Origin of the sequence: Sulfurisoma sediminicola (assembly GCF_003865015.1) — a bacterium.
GTDB classification, from domain to species: domain Bacteria; phylum Pseudomonadota; class Gammaproteobacteria; order Burkholderiales; family Rhodocyclaceae; genus Sulfurisoma; species Sulfurisoma sediminicola.
This window is the reverse complement of sequence record NZ_BHVV01000003.1, coordinates 212,768-230,192: the sequence shown is the minus strand read 5'-3', so window position 1 is coordinate 230,192 and position 17,425 is coordinate 212,768. Positions and strand designations below refer to the sequence as shown.

Below are 17,425 nucleotides of genomic sequence, written 5' to 3'. Positions count from 1 at the left end.
CGTCCCCCTCTCTGATGCCCAAGGCGCACGCAAAAGACGCTCCCGCTTCCTTCGAGGCGGCGCTCGCCGAACTCGAGTCCATCGTCCAGACCATGGAGCAGGGCAACGCCCCGCTCGAGTCCTCGCTTGCTGCTTATGAGCGCGGCACGGCGCTGTTGCGTTATTGCCAGGATGCGCTGTCGGGCGCGGAGCAGAAGATCCGCATCCTCGAGGGGCAGACATTGCGCGAGTTCGCCCCGGCCGGCGGCGACGGGGACGAGTAAGGCCCGATTCCATGAAATTCGCCGACTGGATGTCCGCGGTGCAGGACCGCACCGAAACCGCTTTGGCGGCCTTGCTGCCGCCGGCCGACGCTCTGCCCGGGCGCCTGCACGACGCCATGCGCTACGCGGTATTGGGCGGCGGCAAGCGCGTGCGCCCCCTGCTCTGCCATGCCGCCGGCGCCGTGTTCGATGCGCCCGCCGCCGAACTCGATCGCGCCGCCTGTGCCGTCGAGCTGATCCACGCCTACTCGCTCGTGCATGACGACCTCCCCTGCATGGACGACGACACCCTGCGCCGCGGCAAGCCGACGGTGCATGTCGAGTACGACGAGGCCACCGCGCTGCTGGTCGGCGACGCACTGCAGTCGCTTGCCTTTCAAGCGCTGACCGAGGACGGCGCACCGTCCTGCCAGAGCCGACTTTCCATGCTGGCGCTGCTCGCTCAGGCTGCCGGCTCGCGCGGCATGGCCGGCGGCCAGGCCATCGACCTCGCCGCAGTCGGCCAGGCGCTGACGCTCGAGGAACTCGAGCAGATGCACATCCACAAGACCGGCGCGCTGATCCGCGCCTCGGTCCTGCTCGGCGCGCATTGCGGCCATGCCGACGAGGACGCGCAGAAGCGCCTCGCCCACTTCGCCAACCGCATCGGCCTGCTGTTCCAGGTCGTGGACGACATCCTCGACGCCGAGGCCAACACCGCGACCCTGGGCAAGACCGCCGGCAAGGATGCGGCGCAGAACAAGCCGACCTACGTCAGCCTGCTCGGCATCAGACAGGCCAAGGCCCTGGCCGGGGAACTGCGCGACGAGGCGCTGGCTGCCCTCGCCCCCTTCACCGGCCGCGGCGAGCGGCTCGCCGGACTGACCCGCTACATCGTCGAGCGCACCTTCTGATGCCCGCCACACCGCTTCTCGACGCCATCCACGATCCGGCCGACCTGCGCGCCTTGGATCGGGCCCTGCTGCCGCAGATCGCCCAGGAACTACGCGCCTTCCTCATCGAGTCGGTGGCGAAGACCGGCGGCCACTTGTCATCGAACCTCGGCACCGTCGAGCTGACCATCGCGCTGCACTACGTGTTCAACACGCCGGAGGATCGCCTGGTGTGGGACGTCGGCCACCAGACCTATGCCCACAAGGTACTTACCGGCCGCCGCGAGGGCATGGCGCGCCTGCGCATGCAGGATGGCATCTCCGGTTTTCCGCGGCGCGAGGAAAGCCGCTACGACACCTTCGGCGTCGGCCACTCCTCGACCTCGATCTCCGCCGCGCTGGGCATGGCGGTCGCCGCCCGCGACAAGGGCGAGGATCGCCGGGTCGTGGCGGTCATCGGCGACGGCGCCATGTCAGCCGGGCAGGCCTTCGAGGCGCTCAACAACGCCGGCGTGGTCGACGCCAACCTGCTGGTGATCCTCAACGACAACGACATGTCGATCTCGCCGCCGGTCGGTGCGCTCAACAAGTATCTGGCCCGCCTGCTCTCGGGCCGTACCTTCAACGCCGCGCGCAAGGCCGGCGAGAAGGTGCTGTCGGTATCGCCGTCGCTGCTGGAACTGGCCAAGCGCGCCGAGGAACACGTCAAGGGCATGTTCGTGCCGGGCACCCTGTTCGAGGAATTCGGCTTCAACTACATCGGCCCCATCGACGGCCACGATCTCGACTCGCTTATTCCGACGCTGGAAAACCTGCGCCAGCTCAAGGGGCCGCAGTTCCTGCACATCGTCACGCGCAAGGGCCAGGGCTACAAGCTGGCCGAGGTCGACCCCATCCTCTACCATGGCGTCTCCAAGTTCGATTCGAACAACGGCATCCAGTCGGGCAAGGCCGGCGGCAAGCTGACCTACACCCAGGTCTTCGGCGACTGGCTTTGCGACATGGCGCGGGAAGACACGCGGCTGGTCGGCATCACCCCGGCGATGCGCGAGGGTTCGGGCATGGTGCGCTTCGCCGAAGAGTTCCCGCAGCGCTACCACGATGTCGGCATCGCCGAGCAGCACGCGTTGACCTTCGCCGCGGGCCTGGCCTGCGAAGGCATGAAGCCGGTGGTGGCGATCTACTCGACCTTCCTGCAGCGCGCCTACGACCAGCTGATCCACGATATCGCGCTGCAGAACCTGCCGGTGATGTTCGCGATCGACCGCGGCGGCCTCGTCGGTGCAGACGGTGCGACCCACCAGGGCGCCTTCGATCTCTCCTACCTCACCTGCATCCCGAACATGGTGGTGATGGCCCCTGCCGACGAAGCGGAGTGCCGTCGCATGCTGACGACGGCCTACCGCATCGACGGCCCCGCGGCCGTACGCTACCCGCGCGGCCCGGGTCCCGGCGTGTCGCCGGTGCCGACTTTGGATTCGCTGCCCGTCGGCAAGGGCGAGATCCGCCGCCGCGGCAAGCGCGTGGCCATCCTCGCCTTCGGTACGCTGCTCGCGGCGGCGCTGGAGGCCGGCGAGCAGATCGACGCCACGGTCGCCAACATGCGCTTCATCAAGCCGCTGGACGCCGATCTGCTTCTCGAACTCGCCGATACCCATGAACTGCTGGTCAGCGTCGAGGAAAACGCCCTGATCGGCGGCGCCGGCGCCGAGGTCGCGCGTTGCCTCGAAGTGGCTGACAGCCAGACACGCTTGCTGCGGTTGGGCCTGCCGGACCGCTTCATCGAGCACGGCGAACAGGCGGCGATGCTGGCCCAGCTGGGCCTCGACGCCGCCGGCATCGTCCGTGGCATCATAGAAACCCCAAGGAAAAGTCGAAATAGTTGATTGATTTTGTCGGGATTGCTACTATCTGGGCTGACGACGTGACGGCAATGATCGCCACGCACCCCCAACCCCAGGAGCACAACCCGTGAACGCCAGAGACACCATGATCATTCCAGACGTCCAGAGCAGCGCCGATTCCCGCCAGTTGCCGATCAACAAGGTCGGCATCAAGTCCATCCGCCACCCGGTCAAGGTGCTCGACAAGAGCGGCGGCGTGCAGCACACCATCGCCAACTTCAACATGTACGTCGGCCTGCCCCACAACTTCAAGGGCACCCACATGTCGCGCTTCGTCGAGATACTCAACAGCCGCGAGAAGGAAATCTCGGTCGAGAGCTTCGAGGCGATGCTGCGCGAGATGGTCAAGAAGCTCGAGGCCGAGACCGGCATCATCGAGATGAGCTTTCCCTATTTCATCAACAAGGAAGCGCCGGTTTCCAAGGTCAAGAGCCTGATGGACTACGAGGTCACCTTCATCGGCGAGATCCGCGACGGCGGCGTCTACCGGCAGACCATGAAGGTGCAGGTGCCGGCGACCAGCCTCTGCCCCTGCTCGAAGAAGATCTCCGACTACGGCGCCCACAACCAGCGCTCGCACATCACCGTCACCGCCACCACCAACAGCTTCCTCTGGATCGAGGAGTTGGTGCAGATGGTCGAGGGACAGGCCTCCTGCGAGGTCTATGGCTTGCTCAAGCGGCCGGACGAGAAATACGTCACCGAGCGCGCCTACGACAACCCGAAATTCGTCGAGGACATGGTGCGCGACGTTGCCGGCGTGCTCAACGCCGAGCCGCGCATCGACGCCTACATGCTAGAGGCGGAGAACTTCGAATCCATCCACAACCACTCGGCCTACGCTGTGATCGAACGCGACAAGACGATCGGCGCCTGAGCGCCGCCAGGCTCGAAGTCCGCCTTCGCTCTGCGGTCCCACCCCGGCACCGCGAGTTCGAACGCTGAAAAAATACGGGGCTGCCGGTTTCCCGGCAGCCCCGCTCTGCTCACGCAGCGTCGGGTCAGGAAGCCGACTTGGCCGAGAGCTTTTCCTTGATGCGCGCCGACTTGCCCGAGCGGCTGCGCAGGTAGTAGAGCTTGGCGCGGCGGACGTCACCGCGGCGCTTGACTTCGATGCCGGCGATCAACGGCGAGTAGGTCTGGAAGGTGCGCTCGACGCCCTCGCCCGACGAGATCTTGCGCACGATGAAGCTGGAGTTGAGGCCGCGGTTGCGCTTGGCGATGACCACACCCTCGAAGGCCTGGACGCGCTTGCGCTCGCCTTCCACCACATTGACGTTGACGATCACCGTGTCTCCGGGGGCGAACTCGGGAAGGCTCTTGCCGAGGCGTTCGATTTCCTCTTTTTCGATCTGCTGAATCAGGTCCATGTCGTTTTTTCCTTTTATCTAGTTACGACCGCAGAGCTCTTCGGCTTCGATCTCGCCGAGGAGATGCTTTTCCTCCGCACTCAGCTGTCCGCTGTTGATGCGTTGCGCCAACAAGTCCGGGCGGCGCTCCCGGGTCCGCACCAGCGACATTTTCAGTCGCCAGCGGCGGATGTTCTCGTGGTGGCCGGAGAGCAAAACCTCCGGCACCGCTATTCCTTCATACACCTCGGGCCGCGTGTAGTGCGGGCAATCCAGCAGCCCGGCCACGAACGAATCCTCGACCGCCGAGGCGTCGTCGTTCAATGCGCCCGGCAATTGCCGCACGCAGGCATCGATCAACGCCATCGCCGCGATTTCGCCGCCCGAAAGGACGAAATCGCCGATCGAAACTTCCTCATCGACACAGCGCTCGATCAAACGCTCGTCGACCCCCTCGTAACGCCCGCAGAGCAGGATCGCCCCCGGCGTCGCCGCAATTTGGCGCACCCGCTCATGCGTGAGCTGCGCACCCTGCGGCGAGAGGTAAACCACCCTCGCGTCGTCGCCGCGCGCAAGCTTCGCCGCAGCGATCGTCTTCTCCAGCGGCCCCGGCAGCATCACCATGCCCGGGCCTCCGCCGTACGGCCGGTCGTCGACCGTGCGGTGGTTATCTTCCGTGCAGTCGCGCGGATTCCAGCATTCCAGCCGCCAGAGCCCACGTTCCTGCGCGCGCCGCGTGATGCCTGACTGCGTCAGCGCGGCGAACATCTCGGGAAACAGCGTGATCGCGTCAAAACGCAGCGTCACCAGTCAGCTTCCCAATCGACGCGGATGACCCGATTGGGCACATCCACCTCATTTACCACCTGCGCGACGAACGGCAGCAGACGCTCGCGTATCTCACTGCCCTCGCCTTCGCGCACCACCAGCACCTCGTTGGCGCCGGTTTCGATCAGCTCGGCCACCTGGCCGAGCCTCACACCCCGCGCGTTTACCACGTCAAGGCCGATCAGATCGGCCCAGTAATACTCGTCCTTCTGCGGCTTCGGCAACATCTCGCGCGGTACCGCGAAATAGCTGCCATCAAGCGCCTCGGCCGCGGTGCGATCGTCGACGCCCTTGAGCTTGGCGACCAGGCCCTTGCCATGTGGCTTGAGGACCTCAAGCTCATAACGGCGCCACTCCGTGCCGTCGGGGTCCTTGCCGAGCCACCAGGCCGGCATCGTTCGCCATGCGGCGGGATCGTCCCCCAGCGCGACCAGCTTGAGCCAGCCCTGCACGCCAAACGGGGCGATCACTCGCCCCAGGACGACCATCAAACGGCCGGTTTGGCGGCGATCTGCTTGACCAAACGAGCGGCGGTCGGCGACAGCTGGGCGCCAACGCCCTGCCAGTAAGCCAGACGCTCGGCATCGACCACGAGGCCCTTCTCGTTTTCGGCAGCCACCGGATTGTAGAAACCGATGCGCTCGACGAAGCGGCCGTCGCGGCGGTTACGCGAGTCGGTCACCACCATGTTGTAGAAAGGACGCTTTTTGGCGCCGCTGCGGGCAAGTCGAATGACGACCATGTGTCGTTCCCCAAGAATTCGGAAAAAGCTGGCGATTATAACGGTTTTCCGCAGGAAAACAATCGCTTCGACGATGGGCTCTGTCAGCCGAAGACGCCTGAGATGGTCGCCTGCACCGCCTCGGCGGCCGCACGTGGGTCCTGCGCCTGGCGGATGGGGCGACCGATCACGATGTAATCGGCGCCGTTGCGGAAGGCCTGGGCCACGTCGACAGTGCGCTTCTGGTCGTCCGCCGGCTTGTTCTCGACCGGACGTATCCCGGGCGTGACCACCAGCAGCTTCTGCCCGAGCTCGCGCCGGATCATCGGCGCCTCAAGGCCGGAGGACACGATGCCGTCCACCCCGGTCTGCAAGGCGCGGCGCGCGCGCGACAGGACCAGCTTGTCGACGTCGCAGGCGAAACCGAGGTCGTCGAGGTCGCCACGATCGAGGCTGGTCAGAACGGTCACGGCCAGGATCTTGAGCGCGCCCTTGTCGCGCACAGCTGCCTCCATGATCGCCTGGTTGCCGTGGACGGTGGCGAAGGTCGCGCCGCTGCCGGCCAGTGCGCGCACGGCGGAACGCACGGTCTCCGGCACATCGAAGAACTTGAGGTCGACGAATACCTGCTTGCCCTGCGCCGTCAGCCACTCGAGCAGTTCGAAATAGCCACCGGCCATGAACAGTTCGAGACCGATCTTGTAAAAAGTGGCGGCGTCGCCGAGCTGGCCGACCAGGTTGCGGGCCGCAGCGGCATCCGTCACGTCGAGCGCAACGATCAATCGGTCGCGCGGAGGAATGGGTTTGTCCGATAAAAATTCGTTCACGGTTTTCTGCCTTCGGATTGGGTGTTGCGGTAGAACTGCGTGAAGTCCTTCTTGCGCCAGTGGCCCTCGGCCACGAAGCGGCCGAGTTCCATGAATTCCCTCACATCGCGGGTGGCACCGACGTAGCGTGCCATTTCCCTGTCGTCGACGCCGACGAAGACGAAGGTCGGCGTGCCACGCACCCGCTGCGCCCGGGCGAATTCCTTTTCGGTGACACTGCGGCCGGCGAAGTCGGTCACGACGACGCTGCCGACGACATCGACGGAAAATATCGCAAAGTGCCGGCGGAAATAGTTCTGGACGTCGGCTCGGTTCAGAACCTGTTCCTTCATCCTGCGGCAATATGGGCATCCCTCGGCCTCGAACATCAACAGCACGCCAAGCTTGCCGCCTTTCGCTGCCGCCGCCAGCTCGCCCTTGAAGTCGCCGAGCGAGGGATCGAAGAACCCGCCCGCGTCGTCCGCCGCCGCAGCAAACGTCCAAGAGAGCATCGCCAGGAGTGCGAGCAGAACGAAGCGTCGAATCATCACTTGCGGGGCCTCCCGCATGAAATTTCCTGATGTTTGAGGCCTCGAATTCTACTAGAATCGAATGCGCTTCCCGCGGCGGGTGTCCGCCCCCGGACTCCCTGTCAGCAGTTGAACGCTAGCAATTGCTCGATGTCCCAAACGATCGACCCGACGGTTTCATCGCCTGCACTTGACAGCGCCCTCGCCTGGCTGGCACAGCCATCGGCAGAGGATCCGCTGCGCGACCTGGTGCCACTGCGCGGTCATCTTGCAGCCGTTGACGACATGGGTGTCGCGCCGCTGCAGCTGCTGCTCATCCTCGAGCTCTTCCAGCCGCGCGTCAACGCCGTCAATACTGCGCTCAAGCCGTTGCTGCGTGACGCTGCATTGCCGGTCGATCGCCGCCTGCGCACCATCGCGCAGGGATTGCTCGATGTCCATGGCCGCATCGCGGCCGCATACCGCAAGGTCATGCACGAGGCCGATGGCAAGCGCCTGCAAACCCTGCACCGCAATCCGACATCGCTGTGCGCGCTGGCACTCGGCAATCTCCTCCAGCAGATGGAAGTGGCGCTGCTGGTCTCCGCGGCGGCACCGCCCGACATGTGGCGGCATGCCCAGGCCGTCTATCACTGGACGATGGCGGCGGTACCGCACGACAGCACGTTGCCGGAAGGTGCGAATACCGTGCTGCGACAGTTCCAGACCATGCTGGCGCTGGCGGCGGCACAACCCGAGAGCTTCACACCGGCCGAGATCAATTTTCTTCTGACCTATCTGCGCGAGCATGCCAGCCAGGTGGAACTGGCCGATGCCCTGCCGACGACGGGCTCGAAGAAGACCTGGTACTGGGTGAACGAGGAGCGCGACTATGCGCCCTGCGCCGTCGTTCGCCGCTCCCCGCCGGAAGCCGCGCGCAACGTCTGCTTCTCCTGCCATGAACTTGGCCGCTCGGCGCTCGAACACGTGGAACTTCTCGAGGCCGGGGAGGCCCCGCAAGCGCTCGGCGTGGACGAGCGCGCCGCAGACCCGGCATTGCGTCAGGCGCTGCATCGCGCCGCCAGCCGCTGGATACTGCCACCGAAGCGACACACGACCCGCCGCGGCAGTACCAGTCGCGTCCAGGTCTGCACCGACCTGCCGGCCCTCTGGCGCTACCAGCGCGGCGCGGCCCCACCCGTCGCCAACGTGCTCGGAGTCACGGCCACCAACTGGATGATGCTCAACGAGAGTCCTGGCGGACTGGCGATCATGCATGTTTCCGGCGATATCCACGGCATCACTGCCGGCTCCGCGCTGGCGGTACAACCGACGGCGGATCAACCCTGGGGCCTCTACCTCGTACGCTGGGCCCGCAGCGACAACCCCGAACACCTCGAACTCGGGTTGGAACTGGTTGCCCCGGCTGCCGAAGCTGTGCGCCTGGTCCGCCACGGCAGCCGTGATGGCATGGCGGCCGAGGACGTCACGATCGAGGCTTTCCGCCTGCCGCCGCTGGCCGCTACGCAGCGCGGCGAAGCCCTGCTCGCCACCCCCGGGATTCACCGGAGCGGCACCTTTACCCTAGTCAGCGAGAACGCCGAGCGGATTCAACTCACCGACTGCACACCGGGTACATTGCTGTTGCAGACGGCGAGCGTCGAACTCTTCGAATTCACCCGCGATTTTTCGCCTGCGGGTCTCTAGCCCGCTTATCCGGCCCGGCGAAGACACGCGGCAATTCGGCCGTCACCAGTGCCCCCACCAGAATGATGCCCCACGATGCGGAAAGCCAGATCAGGAACACCGGCATCGCGGCGAAGGCCCCGTAGACGACCGTGTAGGTCGGCAGCTTCGCCACATAGAGGCTGAAGAGGCGCTGCATCAAGGTGAAGGCGGCAGCGGCGAGGAGGCCGCCGGTGATCGCATGCGCCGGGCGGATCGGGCGATTGGGGACGGCCCAATATACCAGCGCGAACAGTGCCGTCATGAATATGAAGGGCAGGAACTTGAAGACGAAGGTGTTGAGCCAGTTCGGCTCATCCACCAGTCCGAACGACACGCTGGCGATATAGGTGATGGCGACGAGGCTGCCGCCGAACACCAGCGGTCCCACCAGCAGCGCCACGAGGTGCATCGCCAGACGCCGGAAAAAGTGGCGCGCCGTCTTGATCTTCCATATGGCATTGAAGGCATGCTCGATGGTGAGCATCTGGATCAGCGCCGTGACGGCGAGGAACAGCCCGCCGATCAGGGTGACGCGTTCGGCACGATGCGCGAACTGGCTGACGTACTTGGCCACCACCGCGCCGGCCTTGTCCGGCAGCAGGTTGGTCAGCAGAAATTTCTCCAGTGCGGCGCCGAGTCCGCTGCCAAACGGCAGGTTGGATATGACGACCGCGCCGACTGCGAACATCGGAACCAGCCCGAGCAACGTCGCGAACGAGAGGGCGGCTGCCGTCTGTGCGCAGCGTTCCGAATGAAAGCGGCGCGCGACGTTGGCGACGAGGCGGAAGGGAGCAAGAATCAGGCGCATATAATCGACGGCATTCTATAGAAGGACGAAGGATGGACACGTGACCTCCGAGCACCGTAGCACCAGCGCCGACTTTTCGTCCCGGGCCAAGGTCGCCAACCTGTTCGCGACAATCAGTCTAATCGCGCTGACCGCGCTGTGCCTCGCCTGGGAATTGCGCCTCGCCCCGCTCAAGCCCGGTGGATCATGGCTGGTCCTCAAAACGCTGCCGTTGCTGGCGCCGCTGTTCGGCATCCTGCATGGCCGGCGCTACACCCACCAGTGGGCTTCGCTGCTCATCCTCGCCTACCTTGCGGAGGGCTTGGTGCGCGCGACGACCGACGCCGGCATGATGCGCGTGATGGCGGGACTCGAATCAGCGCTGGCGACGATCTTCTTCGTCGCCAGCGTCTATTTCGCCAGGATCACTCGACCTTCGGCACGATCTACAGCTGCGGATTGAGCTTCTCGCCCCCGGCGTGCAGCTTGTTCAGCGCATTGATGTAGGCTTTGGCCGAAGCCACCACGATGTCGGTGTCCGCCCCCTGCCCGTTCACGATGCGCCCGTCCTTCGACAGCCGCACCGTCACCTCGCCCTGCGCATCCGTACCCGTGGTGATGGCATTGACCGAATAGAGTAGCAGTTCGGCCCCACTGGGGATGACGTTCTCGATGGCCTTGAAGGTGGCATCGACCGGGCCGCTGCCGGACGATGCGCTCGGCCGTTCCTCGCCGCCGACCGACAGGACGAGTTTGGCCTGCGGTGCCTCGCCGGTTTCGGAATGGAACATCGACGAGACGAGACGGATATGCTCCGGCGGCATGCCGTCGTCGCTGACCAGCGCGAAAATGTCCTCGTCGAAAATCTCGCGCTTCTTGTCAGCAAGTTCCTTGAAACGGGCGAAGGCGGCGTTGAGCGCGTCTTCACTGGGCATATCGATGCCGAGTTCCTGCAGCCGCGTGCGGAAGGCGTTACGGCCGGAGAGCTTGCCGAGGGTCAGTCTGTTGGTGGTCCAGCCCACGTCCTCGGCGCGCATGATCTCGTAGGTTTCGCGGTGCTTGAGCACGCCGTCCTGATGGATACCCGACTCGTGGGCGAAGGCGTTGGCGCCGACCACGGCCTTGTTCGGCTGCACGGCATAACCGGTGATCTGCGACACCAGCTTCGAAGCCGGCACGATCTGCGTCGTGTCGATGCGCGTGTCGCAGCCGAAGAGATCGCTGCGCGTGCGCACGGCCATGACGATTTCCTCCATCGCCGCGTTGCCCGCGCGCTCGCCGAGGCCATTGATGGTGCATTCAACCTGGCGCGCGCCGTTCTGCACGGCAGCGAGCGAATTGGCCACCGCCATGCCCAGATCGTTGTGGCAGTGGGTGGACCAGATCGCCTTGTCGGAATTCGGCACACGCTCGCGCAAGGTCTTGAACAGGCCGCCCCATACCGAGGGCAGGTTGTAGCCGACGGTGTCGGGAATGTTGAGCGTGCGGGCACCGGCGTTGATAACCGCCTCGAGCACGCGGCAGAGGAAATCGACGTCCGAGCGGCCGCCGTCCTCGGGCGAGAATTCGACGTTGTCGGTGTATTGCCGCGCCCACTGCACGGCCTTCACCGCCTGCTCGAGCACCTGCTCCGGCTCCATGCGCAACTTCATCTTCATGTGGATGGGGCTGGTCGCGATGAAGGTATGGATGCGACCCGAGTTGGCCGGTTTGATCGCCTCGCCGGCACGGCGAATGTCGTTCTCGTTGGCGCGGGCGAGGCCGCAAACGGTTGAATCCTTGATCGCCTCGGCCACTGCCTTCACTGCTTCGAAATCGCCGACTGATGCCGCCGGAAAGCCGGCCTCGATCACGTCCACCCGCATGCGCTCGAGTTGGCGGGCGATGCGCACCTTCTCGTCCTTGGTCATCGAGGCGCCGGGGCTCTGCTCACCGTCGCGCAAGGTCGTGTCGAAAATCACCAAATGTTCTTTTGCCATCATCGTCTCCCGAGGGGATGGATACGGTTGTGCCTGCCGGGGGCTGGGGCCGCCCGGTGCGAAAAGCTCGAATTGTGGGGGTGTGTTTGCTAGCGCGCGCGGCGCAGCAGGGGCGAGGCCTTGGCGCGCAGCGCACGCATGGCCAAGAAGCCCGAGAGGAGCAGGAAGGCAGCGGAAGAGGCCGTCATCGCGATCATGGCTCGACTATATCAGACTATTCTGGACGCGCAAGCCTCTTGCGCCTATTGAGCCAATCGACAATAGCTATGACGTAGCCGGACAGGGCATAGGCGAGAAACAGGGCGAACAGAACGCCCGGGGGATAACTTGAGACCAGTGCGAAGCCGAGCGCCACCGCCGCGACCATGACGAAGGGCACGCTCTTCCTGAGGTTGATGTCCTTGCCCGACCAGTAGCGGATGTTGCTGACCATGGTCAGGCCGGCGAAGATCGTCAGCACGCAGGCATACCAGCGCACTTCCTCGCCGGTGAAACCCGCGTCAAGCGTCACCCAGACCAAGCCGGCGACCAATGCGGCGGCGGCCGGGCTCGGCATCCCCTGGAAATAGCGTTTGTCGACGACCTCGAGGTTGGTGTTGAACCGTGCCAGCCGCAATGCCGCGCCCGCGCAATAGATGAAGGCGGCGGCCCAACCGAGTTTGCCCATGCCGCGCAGCGCCCACTCGTAGATCACCAGCGCCGGAGCCGCGCCGAACGAAACCATGTCGGAGAGCGAGTCGTACTCGGCCCCGAAGGCGCTCTGCGTCCGCGTCAGCCGGGCGACGCGGCCATCGAGCCCATCGAGGACCATGGCGACGAAGATGGCCACCGCCGCCAGTTCAAAGCGCTGGTTCATGGCCTGGACGATGGCGAAAAAGCCGGCGAACAGCGCAGCCGTCGTCAGCAGATTCGGCAGGATGTAAATCCCGCGCCGGCGCAGTTCCGGATTCATCAGCGCCTTGCGGGGACGGGGTACCGGCATGGTCGAAGTGACAGGGATTGGCGACGGGGCTATTGTAGCCGCCCCGGCAGCGCTACGGCAGTTCGGCGAGAACGGTGCTGGTCGCGCTGACCTTGTCGCCGATGGCCACTTTGACGCGGACATCGGTCGGCAGATAGAGGTCGACACGGGAACCGAAGCGGATGAAGCCGTAGCGCTGGCCGCGCAACAACTGCGCGCCCGCCTCGACATAGCAGAGGATGCGCCGCGCGATCAGGCCGGCGACCTGGACGCAGGTGATGTCGTGCCCGGCCGTTGCGCGGATGTGCAGCGCGTTGCGCTCATTCTCGGTCGACGCCTTGTCCAAGTCCGCGTTGATGAACTTGCCGGGGTGGTACCAGCGCTGCTTCACCTCGCCATCGACCGGGCTGCGGTTCGAATGGACGTTGAAGACATTCATGAACACGCTGATCTTCAATGAATCGCGCTCGAGCCACGGATCGCGCACCGGCTCGATCGCGACGATGCGGCCGTCGGCAGGCGACAGTACGCTCTTCGCGTCTCCCGGCACCTCGCGCGGCGGATCGCGGAAGAACTGCAGGACGAACAGTGCGATCAGCCACAGCGGCAGAGCCCAAGCGAGCCCGGCCAGCACATGGACGAGCGCGGCAGCGACAACCGCACCGCCGAGGAAGGGCCAGCCTTCCTCGGCGATGATGGGGTGGGGATAGTCGCTCAAATCAGTTCTTCGACTTGTCGACCAGCGCCTTGGCATTGATCCACGGCATCATGTCGCGCAATTTGCCGCCGACCTGCTCGATCGAGTGCTCGGCCGTCAGGCGCCGGCGGGCGGTCATCTCGGGATAGTTGGTACGGCCCTCGAGGATGAAACGCTTGGCATACTCACCGTTCTGGATGTTGGCCAGGGCCTCCTTCATCGCGGCGCGGGCCTCGGGGCCGATGACGCGCGGGCCGGTGACGTACTCGCCATACTCCGCGTTGTTGGAGATCGAGTAATTCATGTTGGCGATGCCACCCTGGAAGATGAGATCGACGATCAGCTTTACCTCGTGCAGGCACTCGAAATAGGCCATCTCGGGCGCATAGCCGGCGTCGGTCAGCGTCTCGTAGCCGGCCTTGATCAACTCGACCAGACCGCCACAGAGGACGGCCTGTTCGCCGAAGAGGTCGGTCTCGGTTTCTTCGCGGAAACTGGTCTCGATCACACCGCCCTTGGTGCCGCCGTTGGCCGCAGCGTAGGACAAGGCAATATCCTTGGCCTTGCCCGACTTGTCCTGATAAACGGCGATCAGCGAAGGCACGCCGCCGCCGCGCAGGTACTCGGAACGCACGGTGTGGCCCGGACCCTTGGGCGCGATCATGATGACGTCGACGTCCTCGCGCGGCATCACCTGGTTGTAGTGGACATTGAAGCCATGGGCGAAAGCCAGCGCCGCGCCCTTCTTGAGGTTGGGCTCGACCTCGCCGTAATAAACCGCCGCGATGCTCTCGTCGGGCAGCAGGATCATGACGACGTCGGCGCCCTTGACCGCCTTGCCGACTTCCTCGACCTTGAGGCCGGCCTTTTGGGCCTTGGACCATGAGGCGCCGTCCTTGCGCAGGCCGACGGTGACCTTGACGCCGGAGTCCTTGAGGTTCTGGGCGTGGGCATGGCCCTGCGAGCCGTAGCCGACGATGGTGACCTTCTTGCCCTTGATCAGAGAGAGATCGGCGTCCTTGTCGTAATAGACTTTCATGGTGTTCCCCTATAGCGGTATTGGTATTCGGCGTGCCGCCAGCGCCGACTTTTCGGGCTGGCGGCAGAAAAGAAGAATCAGGCCTTGAGAATGCGGTCGCCGCGGCCGACGCCGCAGACGCCGGTACGCACGGTCTCGAGCACCAGCGAGCGGTCGATGGCTTCGAGGAAGGCGTCGAGCTTGGCACCGTTGCCGGTCAGTTCGATGACGTAGGACGACTCGGTGACGTCGATGATGCGGCCGCGGAAGATGTCCGCGACGCGCTTCATCTCCTCGCGGTCCTTGCCGGTGGCACGCACTTTCACGAGCATCAATTCACGCTCGATATGCGGCGCCTCGGACAGGTCGACCACCTTGACCACGTCGATCAGCTTGTTGAGCTGCTTGGTGATCTGTTCGATGACGTCGTCGGAGCCGACGCTGACGATGGTCATGCGCGAGAGCGAGGCATCCTCGGTAGGCGCCACGGTCAGCGACTCGATGTTGTAGCCGCGAGCGGAAAACAGGCCCGACACGCGCGACAGGGCGCCAGCTTCGTTTTCGATGAGGATGGAAATGATGTGGCGCATGATTACAGATCCTCCGCCAGAATCATTTCCGACAGGCCCTTGCCCGCCGCGATCATCGGGAACACGTTGGCCGTCTGGTCGGTGAGGAAATCAAGGAAGACGAGTTCATTCTTGTGCTTGCCGAAAGCCTCCTTCAGGGCACCTTCGACGTCCGCCGGCCTCTCGACGCGAATGCCGACGTGGCCGTAAGCCTCCGCCAATTTGACGAAATCGGGCAACGCATCGACGTAGGACTCGGAGTAGCGGTTGCCGTGGAACATCTGCTGCCACTGGCGCACCATGCCGAGGTAGCGGTTGTTGAGGTTGACGATCTTGATCGGCAGGCGATACTGCTTACAGGTCGACAGTTCCTGGATGCACATCTGGATCGAGGCTTCGCCGGTGACGCAGGCCACCGTGGCCTTGGGATTGGCGAAGCGCACGCCCATCGCGGCGGGGAGGCCGAAGCCCATGGTGCCGAGGCCACCGGAGTTGATCCAGCGCCGCGGCTTGTCGAACTTGTAGTACTGCGCCGCCCACATCTGGTGCTGACCGACATCCGACGTGACGAAAGCGTCGCCGCCGGTGACCTCGTAGAGCTTCTCGATCACGTACTGGGGCATGATGAGGTCGGTGCCCTGCTTGTACTGCAGCGAGTTCTTGCCGCGCCACTCGTCGATCTGCTTCCACCAGGCCGCGAGTCCCTTGGCGTCGGGCTTGCCGTCGGCCGCCTCGAGAAGTTTGATGATTTCGTCGAGCACGTCGGGCACGTTACCGACGATGGGCACGTCCACCTTCACCCGTTTGGAGATGGACGACGGATCGATGTCGATGTGGATGATCTTGCGCGGCACCTGGCCGAAATGCGCCGTATTGCCAATGACGCGGTCATCGAAGCGCGCGCCGATCGCCAGCAGCACGTCGCAGTGCTGCATCGCCATGTTGGCCTCGTAGGTGCCGTGCATGCCGAGCATGCCAAGGAAGTGGCGGTCGGTCGCCGGATAGGCACCGAGTCCCATCAGCGTCTGGGTAATCGGGAAGCCGAGCATGCGGGTGAGTTTGGTCAGCTTGTCGGCAGCGTCCGAAAGGATCACGCCGCCGCCGCTGTAGATCATCGGCCGCTTGGCCTCGAGCAGAAGCTGTACCGCCTTCTTGATCTGGCCGGAGTGCCCCTTCACCACCGGATTGTAGGAACGCATCGTGATCGACTTCGGGTAATGGAAGTCGCACTTGTGGGTGGTGATGTCCTTGGGAATATCCACCAGCACCGGCCCCGGGCGACCGGTCTTGGCCAGGTAAAAGGCCTTTTTCAGCGTAATGGCGAGATCCTTGACGTCCTTGACGAGAAAATTGTGCTTGACGCAGGGACGCGTGATGCCGACGGTGTCGGCCTCCTGGAAGGCATCCTGGCCGATATAGGCCGTCGGCACCTGCCCGGTAATGACGACCAGCGGGATCGAATCCATGTAGGCCGTGGCGATGCCGGTCACGGCGTTGGTCACGCCGGGACCCGAGGTCACCATGCATACGCCCACCTTCTGCGAGGAGCGCGAGTATGCATCGGCCGCGTGGACCGCCGCCTGTTCATGGCGAACCAGAATATGCTTGAACTGGTCCTGCTTGAACAACTCGTCGTAGATATACAACACCGAGCCGCCGGGATAGCCGAAAACGAATTCGACCTTTTCTTCCTGGAGGCACCTGATTACAATTTCTGCGCCAGTCAACTGCATGGTTATTTCCGCAAACAAAGGGCTCTGCCCGAAAACGCGTAACCATACTGGCTCGACCGTCTCAGGTCAAGGCGTTCGCAGCGCGTAAGCCGGGCGTAAGCCCTTATCGACACGAGGACTTCAGCCCCTGGCCACCCGCACGGAACTCTCCGATTTTCTCGCCGAAGTCGAGCGGCGCGCTTTCAAGCAGGCGGTTTACGCTGTCCGCGACGATGACGCGGCCTTGGACATCGTTCAGGACGCCATGATCAAGTTGGCCGACAAATACAGCGACAAGCCCTTGGGCGAGCTGCCGATGTTGTTCCAGCGCATCCTGCAGAACACCATCCGCGACTTCTACCGGCGGGCCAAGGTACGCTCGACCTGGACCACGCTGTTTTCCTCCCTGACCCCTGCGGACGACGAAGATGCCGACCCGTTGGAAACTTTGCAGCAAGAGGAAGGGTCGAAAACCAAGGAAACGCCGCACGGGCTCTTCGAGCAATCGCAAGTCCTTGGACTGATTGAGAAAGAGGTAGAAAAGCTGCCGCCGCGTCAACGCGAGGCCTTCCTGCTGCGTTATTGGGAGGAGTTGGACATCGCCGAAACCGCGGCGGCAATGGGGTGCTCGGAAGGCAGTGTGAAAACGCATTGCTCGCGGGCCGTTCATACATTGGCGGCCGCACTCAGGACCAAAGGTGTCACGTTATAGGCTTCGGATC

General features: G+C 64.2%; 20 protein-coding genes. 7 read left to right on the top strand and 13 right to left on the bottom strand.

The window, feature by feature from the left end; translation table 11 throughout:
- Positions 1-14 precede the first annotated feature (14 nt).
- The 4 genes from EJE94_RS07455 (at position 15) to folE2 (ending at position 3,916) form a co-directional block, all read left to right on the top strand.
- Positions 15-263 carry an exodeoxyribonuclease VII small subunit gene (locus EJE94_RS07455; protein ID WP_121242415.1) on the top strand — a complete coding sequence of 83 codons (249 nt, stop codon included), beginning with the start codon at positions 15-17 and terminating at the stop codon, positions 261-263.
- 11 nt (positions 264-274) lie between these two features.
- Complete coding sequence (locus tag EJE94_RS07450) at positions 275-1,156, top strand: polyprenyl synthetase family protein (RefSeq protein ID WP_121242416.1); 882 nt, start codon at positions 275-277, stop codon at positions 1,154-1,156.
- Entirely contained in the window at positions 1,156-3,021 is a 1,866-nt protein-coding gene (gene dxs, locus EJE94_RS07445; protein ID WP_121242417.1) for a 1-deoxy-D-xylulose-5-phosphate synthase, read from the top strand. The genes EJE94_RS07450 and dxs overlap by 1 nt, the downstream gene beginning before the upstream one ends.
- A 103-nt stretch (positions 3,022-3,124) precedes the next feature.
- Positions 3,125-3,916, top strand: a complete 792-nt coding sequence (gene folE2 / locus EJE94_RS07440; protein WP_121242806.1) for a GTP cyclohydrolase FolE2 — start codon at positions 3,125-3,127, stop codon at positions 3,914-3,916.
- A gap of 124 nt (positions 3,917-4,040) precedes the next feature.
- On the opposite strand, the gene rplS is transcribed toward folE2, so the two are convergent.
- The 6 genes from rplS to EJE94_RS07410 form a co-directional block, all read right to left on the bottom strand.
- On the bottom strand, positions 4,041-4,409 hold the full coding sequence (gene rplS, locus EJE94_RS07435; RefSeq protein ID WP_121242418.1) for a 50S ribosomal protein L19: 369 nt from the start codon (positions 4,407-4,409) through the stop codon (positions 4,041-4,043).
- 18 nt (positions 4,410-4,427) lie between these two features.
- A complete protein-coding gene (trmD, locus tag EJE94_RS07430; protein ID WP_346252872.1) occupies positions 4,428-5,195 on the bottom strand; it encodes a tRNA (guanosine(37)-N1)-methyltransferase TrmD in 768 nt (255 codons plus the stop codon).
- Entirely contained in the window at positions 5,192-5,704 is a 513-nt protein-coding gene (gene rimM / locus EJE94_RS07425; RefSeq protein WP_121242419.1) for a ribosome maturation factor RimM, read from the bottom strand. Before rimM ends, trmD begins: the two co-directional genes overlap by 4 nt.
- Complete coding sequence (gene rpsP / locus EJE94_RS07420; RefSeq protein WP_121242420.1) at positions 5,704-5,958, bottom strand: 30S ribosomal protein S16; 255 nt, start codon at positions 5,956-5,958, stop codon at positions 5,704-5,706. Before rpsP ends, rimM begins: the two co-directional genes overlap by 1 nt.
- Positions 5,959-6,041: 83 nt before the next feature.
- A complete protein-coding gene (gene pyrF, locus EJE94_RS07415; RefSeq protein ID WP_121242421.1) occupies positions 6,042-6,764 on the bottom strand; it encodes an orotidine-5'-phosphate decarboxylase in 723 nt (240 codons plus the stop codon).
- Positions 6,761-7,291, bottom strand: a complete 531-nt coding sequence (locus tag EJE94_RS07410) for a thioredoxin family protein (protein ID WP_121242422.1) — start codon at positions 7,289-7,291, stop codon at positions 6,761-6,763. Before EJE94_RS07410 ends, pyrF begins: the two co-directional genes overlap by 4 nt.
- A 132-nt stretch (positions 7,292-7,423) precedes the next feature.
- Between EJE94_RS07410 and EJE94_RS07405 the strand changes: the two genes are divergently transcribed.
- Positions 7,424-8,959 (top strand): cyclic-di-GMP receptor FimW-related protein, encoded by a 1,536-nt coding sequence (locus EJE94_RS07405; RefSeq protein WP_121242423.1) that lies wholly within the window; start codon positions 7,424-7,426, stop codon positions 8,957-8,959.
- Here EJE94_RS07405 and EJE94_RS07400 read toward each other — a convergent pair.
- Complete coding sequence (locus EJE94_RS07400; protein WP_121242424.1) at positions 8,928-9,788, bottom strand: YihY family inner membrane protein; 861 nt, start codon at positions 9,786-9,788, stop codon at positions 8,928-8,930. The two genes, EJE94_RS07405 and EJE94_RS07400, sit on opposite strands and share 32 nt — an antisense overlap.
- Positions 9,789-9,828: 40 nt before the next feature.
- Between EJE94_RS07400 and EJE94_RS07395 the strand changes: the two genes are divergently transcribed.
- Entirely contained in the window at positions 9,829-10,230 is a 402-nt protein-coding gene (locus EJE94_RS07395) for a DUF2069 domain-containing protein (RefSeq protein ID WP_243642555.1), read from the top strand.
- Here EJE94_RS07395 and EJE94_RS07390 read toward each other — a convergent pair.
- The 6 genes from EJE94_RS07390 to EJE94_RS07365 all read right to left on the bottom strand — a co-directional run bounded on the left by EJE94_RS07390 (position 10,214) and on the right by EJE94_RS07365 (position 16,724).
- On the bottom strand, positions 10,214-11,746 hold the full coding sequence (locus EJE94_RS07390; RefSeq protein WP_121242810.1) for a 2-isopropylmalate synthase: 1,533 nt from the start codon (positions 11,744-11,746) through the stop codon (positions 10,214-10,216). The genes EJE94_RS07395 and EJE94_RS07390 overlap by 17 nt on opposite strands.
- 214 nt (positions 11,747-11,960) lie before the next feature.
- Positions 11,961-12,728: a CDP-diacylglycerol--serine O-phosphatidyltransferase gene (pssA, locus tag EJE94_RS07385; protein ID WP_121242425.1), complete on the bottom strand. Its 768-nt coding sequence runs from the start codon at positions 12,726-12,728 to the stop codon at positions 11,961-11,963.
- A 52-nt stretch (positions 12,729-12,780) separates the two neighbouring features.
- Positions 12,781-13,425 (bottom strand): phosphatidylserine decarboxylase, encoded by a 645-nt coding sequence (locus tag EJE94_RS07380; RefSeq protein WP_243642554.1) that lies wholly within the window; start codon positions 13,423-13,425, stop codon positions 12,781-12,783.
- Between the two features lies 1 nt (position 13,426).
- The gene (gene ilvC, locus EJE94_RS07375) at positions 13,427-14,443 is read right to left on the bottom strand and encodes a ketol-acid reductoisomerase (protein WP_121242427.1); all 1,017 of its coding nucleotides are present in this window, start codon (positions 14,441-14,443) and stop codon (positions 13,427-13,429) included.
- Positions 14,444-14,520: 77 nt separating this feature from the next.
- Positions 14,521-15,012 (bottom strand): acetolactate synthase small subunit, encoded by a 492-nt coding sequence (ilvN, locus tag EJE94_RS07370; RefSeq protein ID WP_121242428.1) that lies wholly within the window; start codon positions 15,010-15,012, stop codon positions 14,521-14,523.
- A 2-nt stretch (positions 15,013-15,014) separates the two neighbouring features.
- Entirely contained in the window at positions 15,015-16,724 is a 1,710-nt protein-coding gene (locus tag EJE94_RS07365; protein WP_121242429.1) for an acetolactate synthase 3 catalytic subunit, read from the bottom strand.
- 127 nt (positions 16,725-16,851) lie between these two features.
- On the opposite strand from EJE94_RS07365, the gene EJE94_RS07360 reads away from it, so the two are divergent.
- Positions 16,852-17,415: an RNA polymerase sigma factor gene (locus tag EJE94_RS07360; RefSeq protein WP_121242430.1), complete on the top strand. Its 564-nt coding sequence runs from the start codon at positions 16,852-16,854 to the stop codon at positions 17,413-17,415.
- The last annotated feature ends 10 nt before the right edge of the window (positions 17,416-17,425 follow it).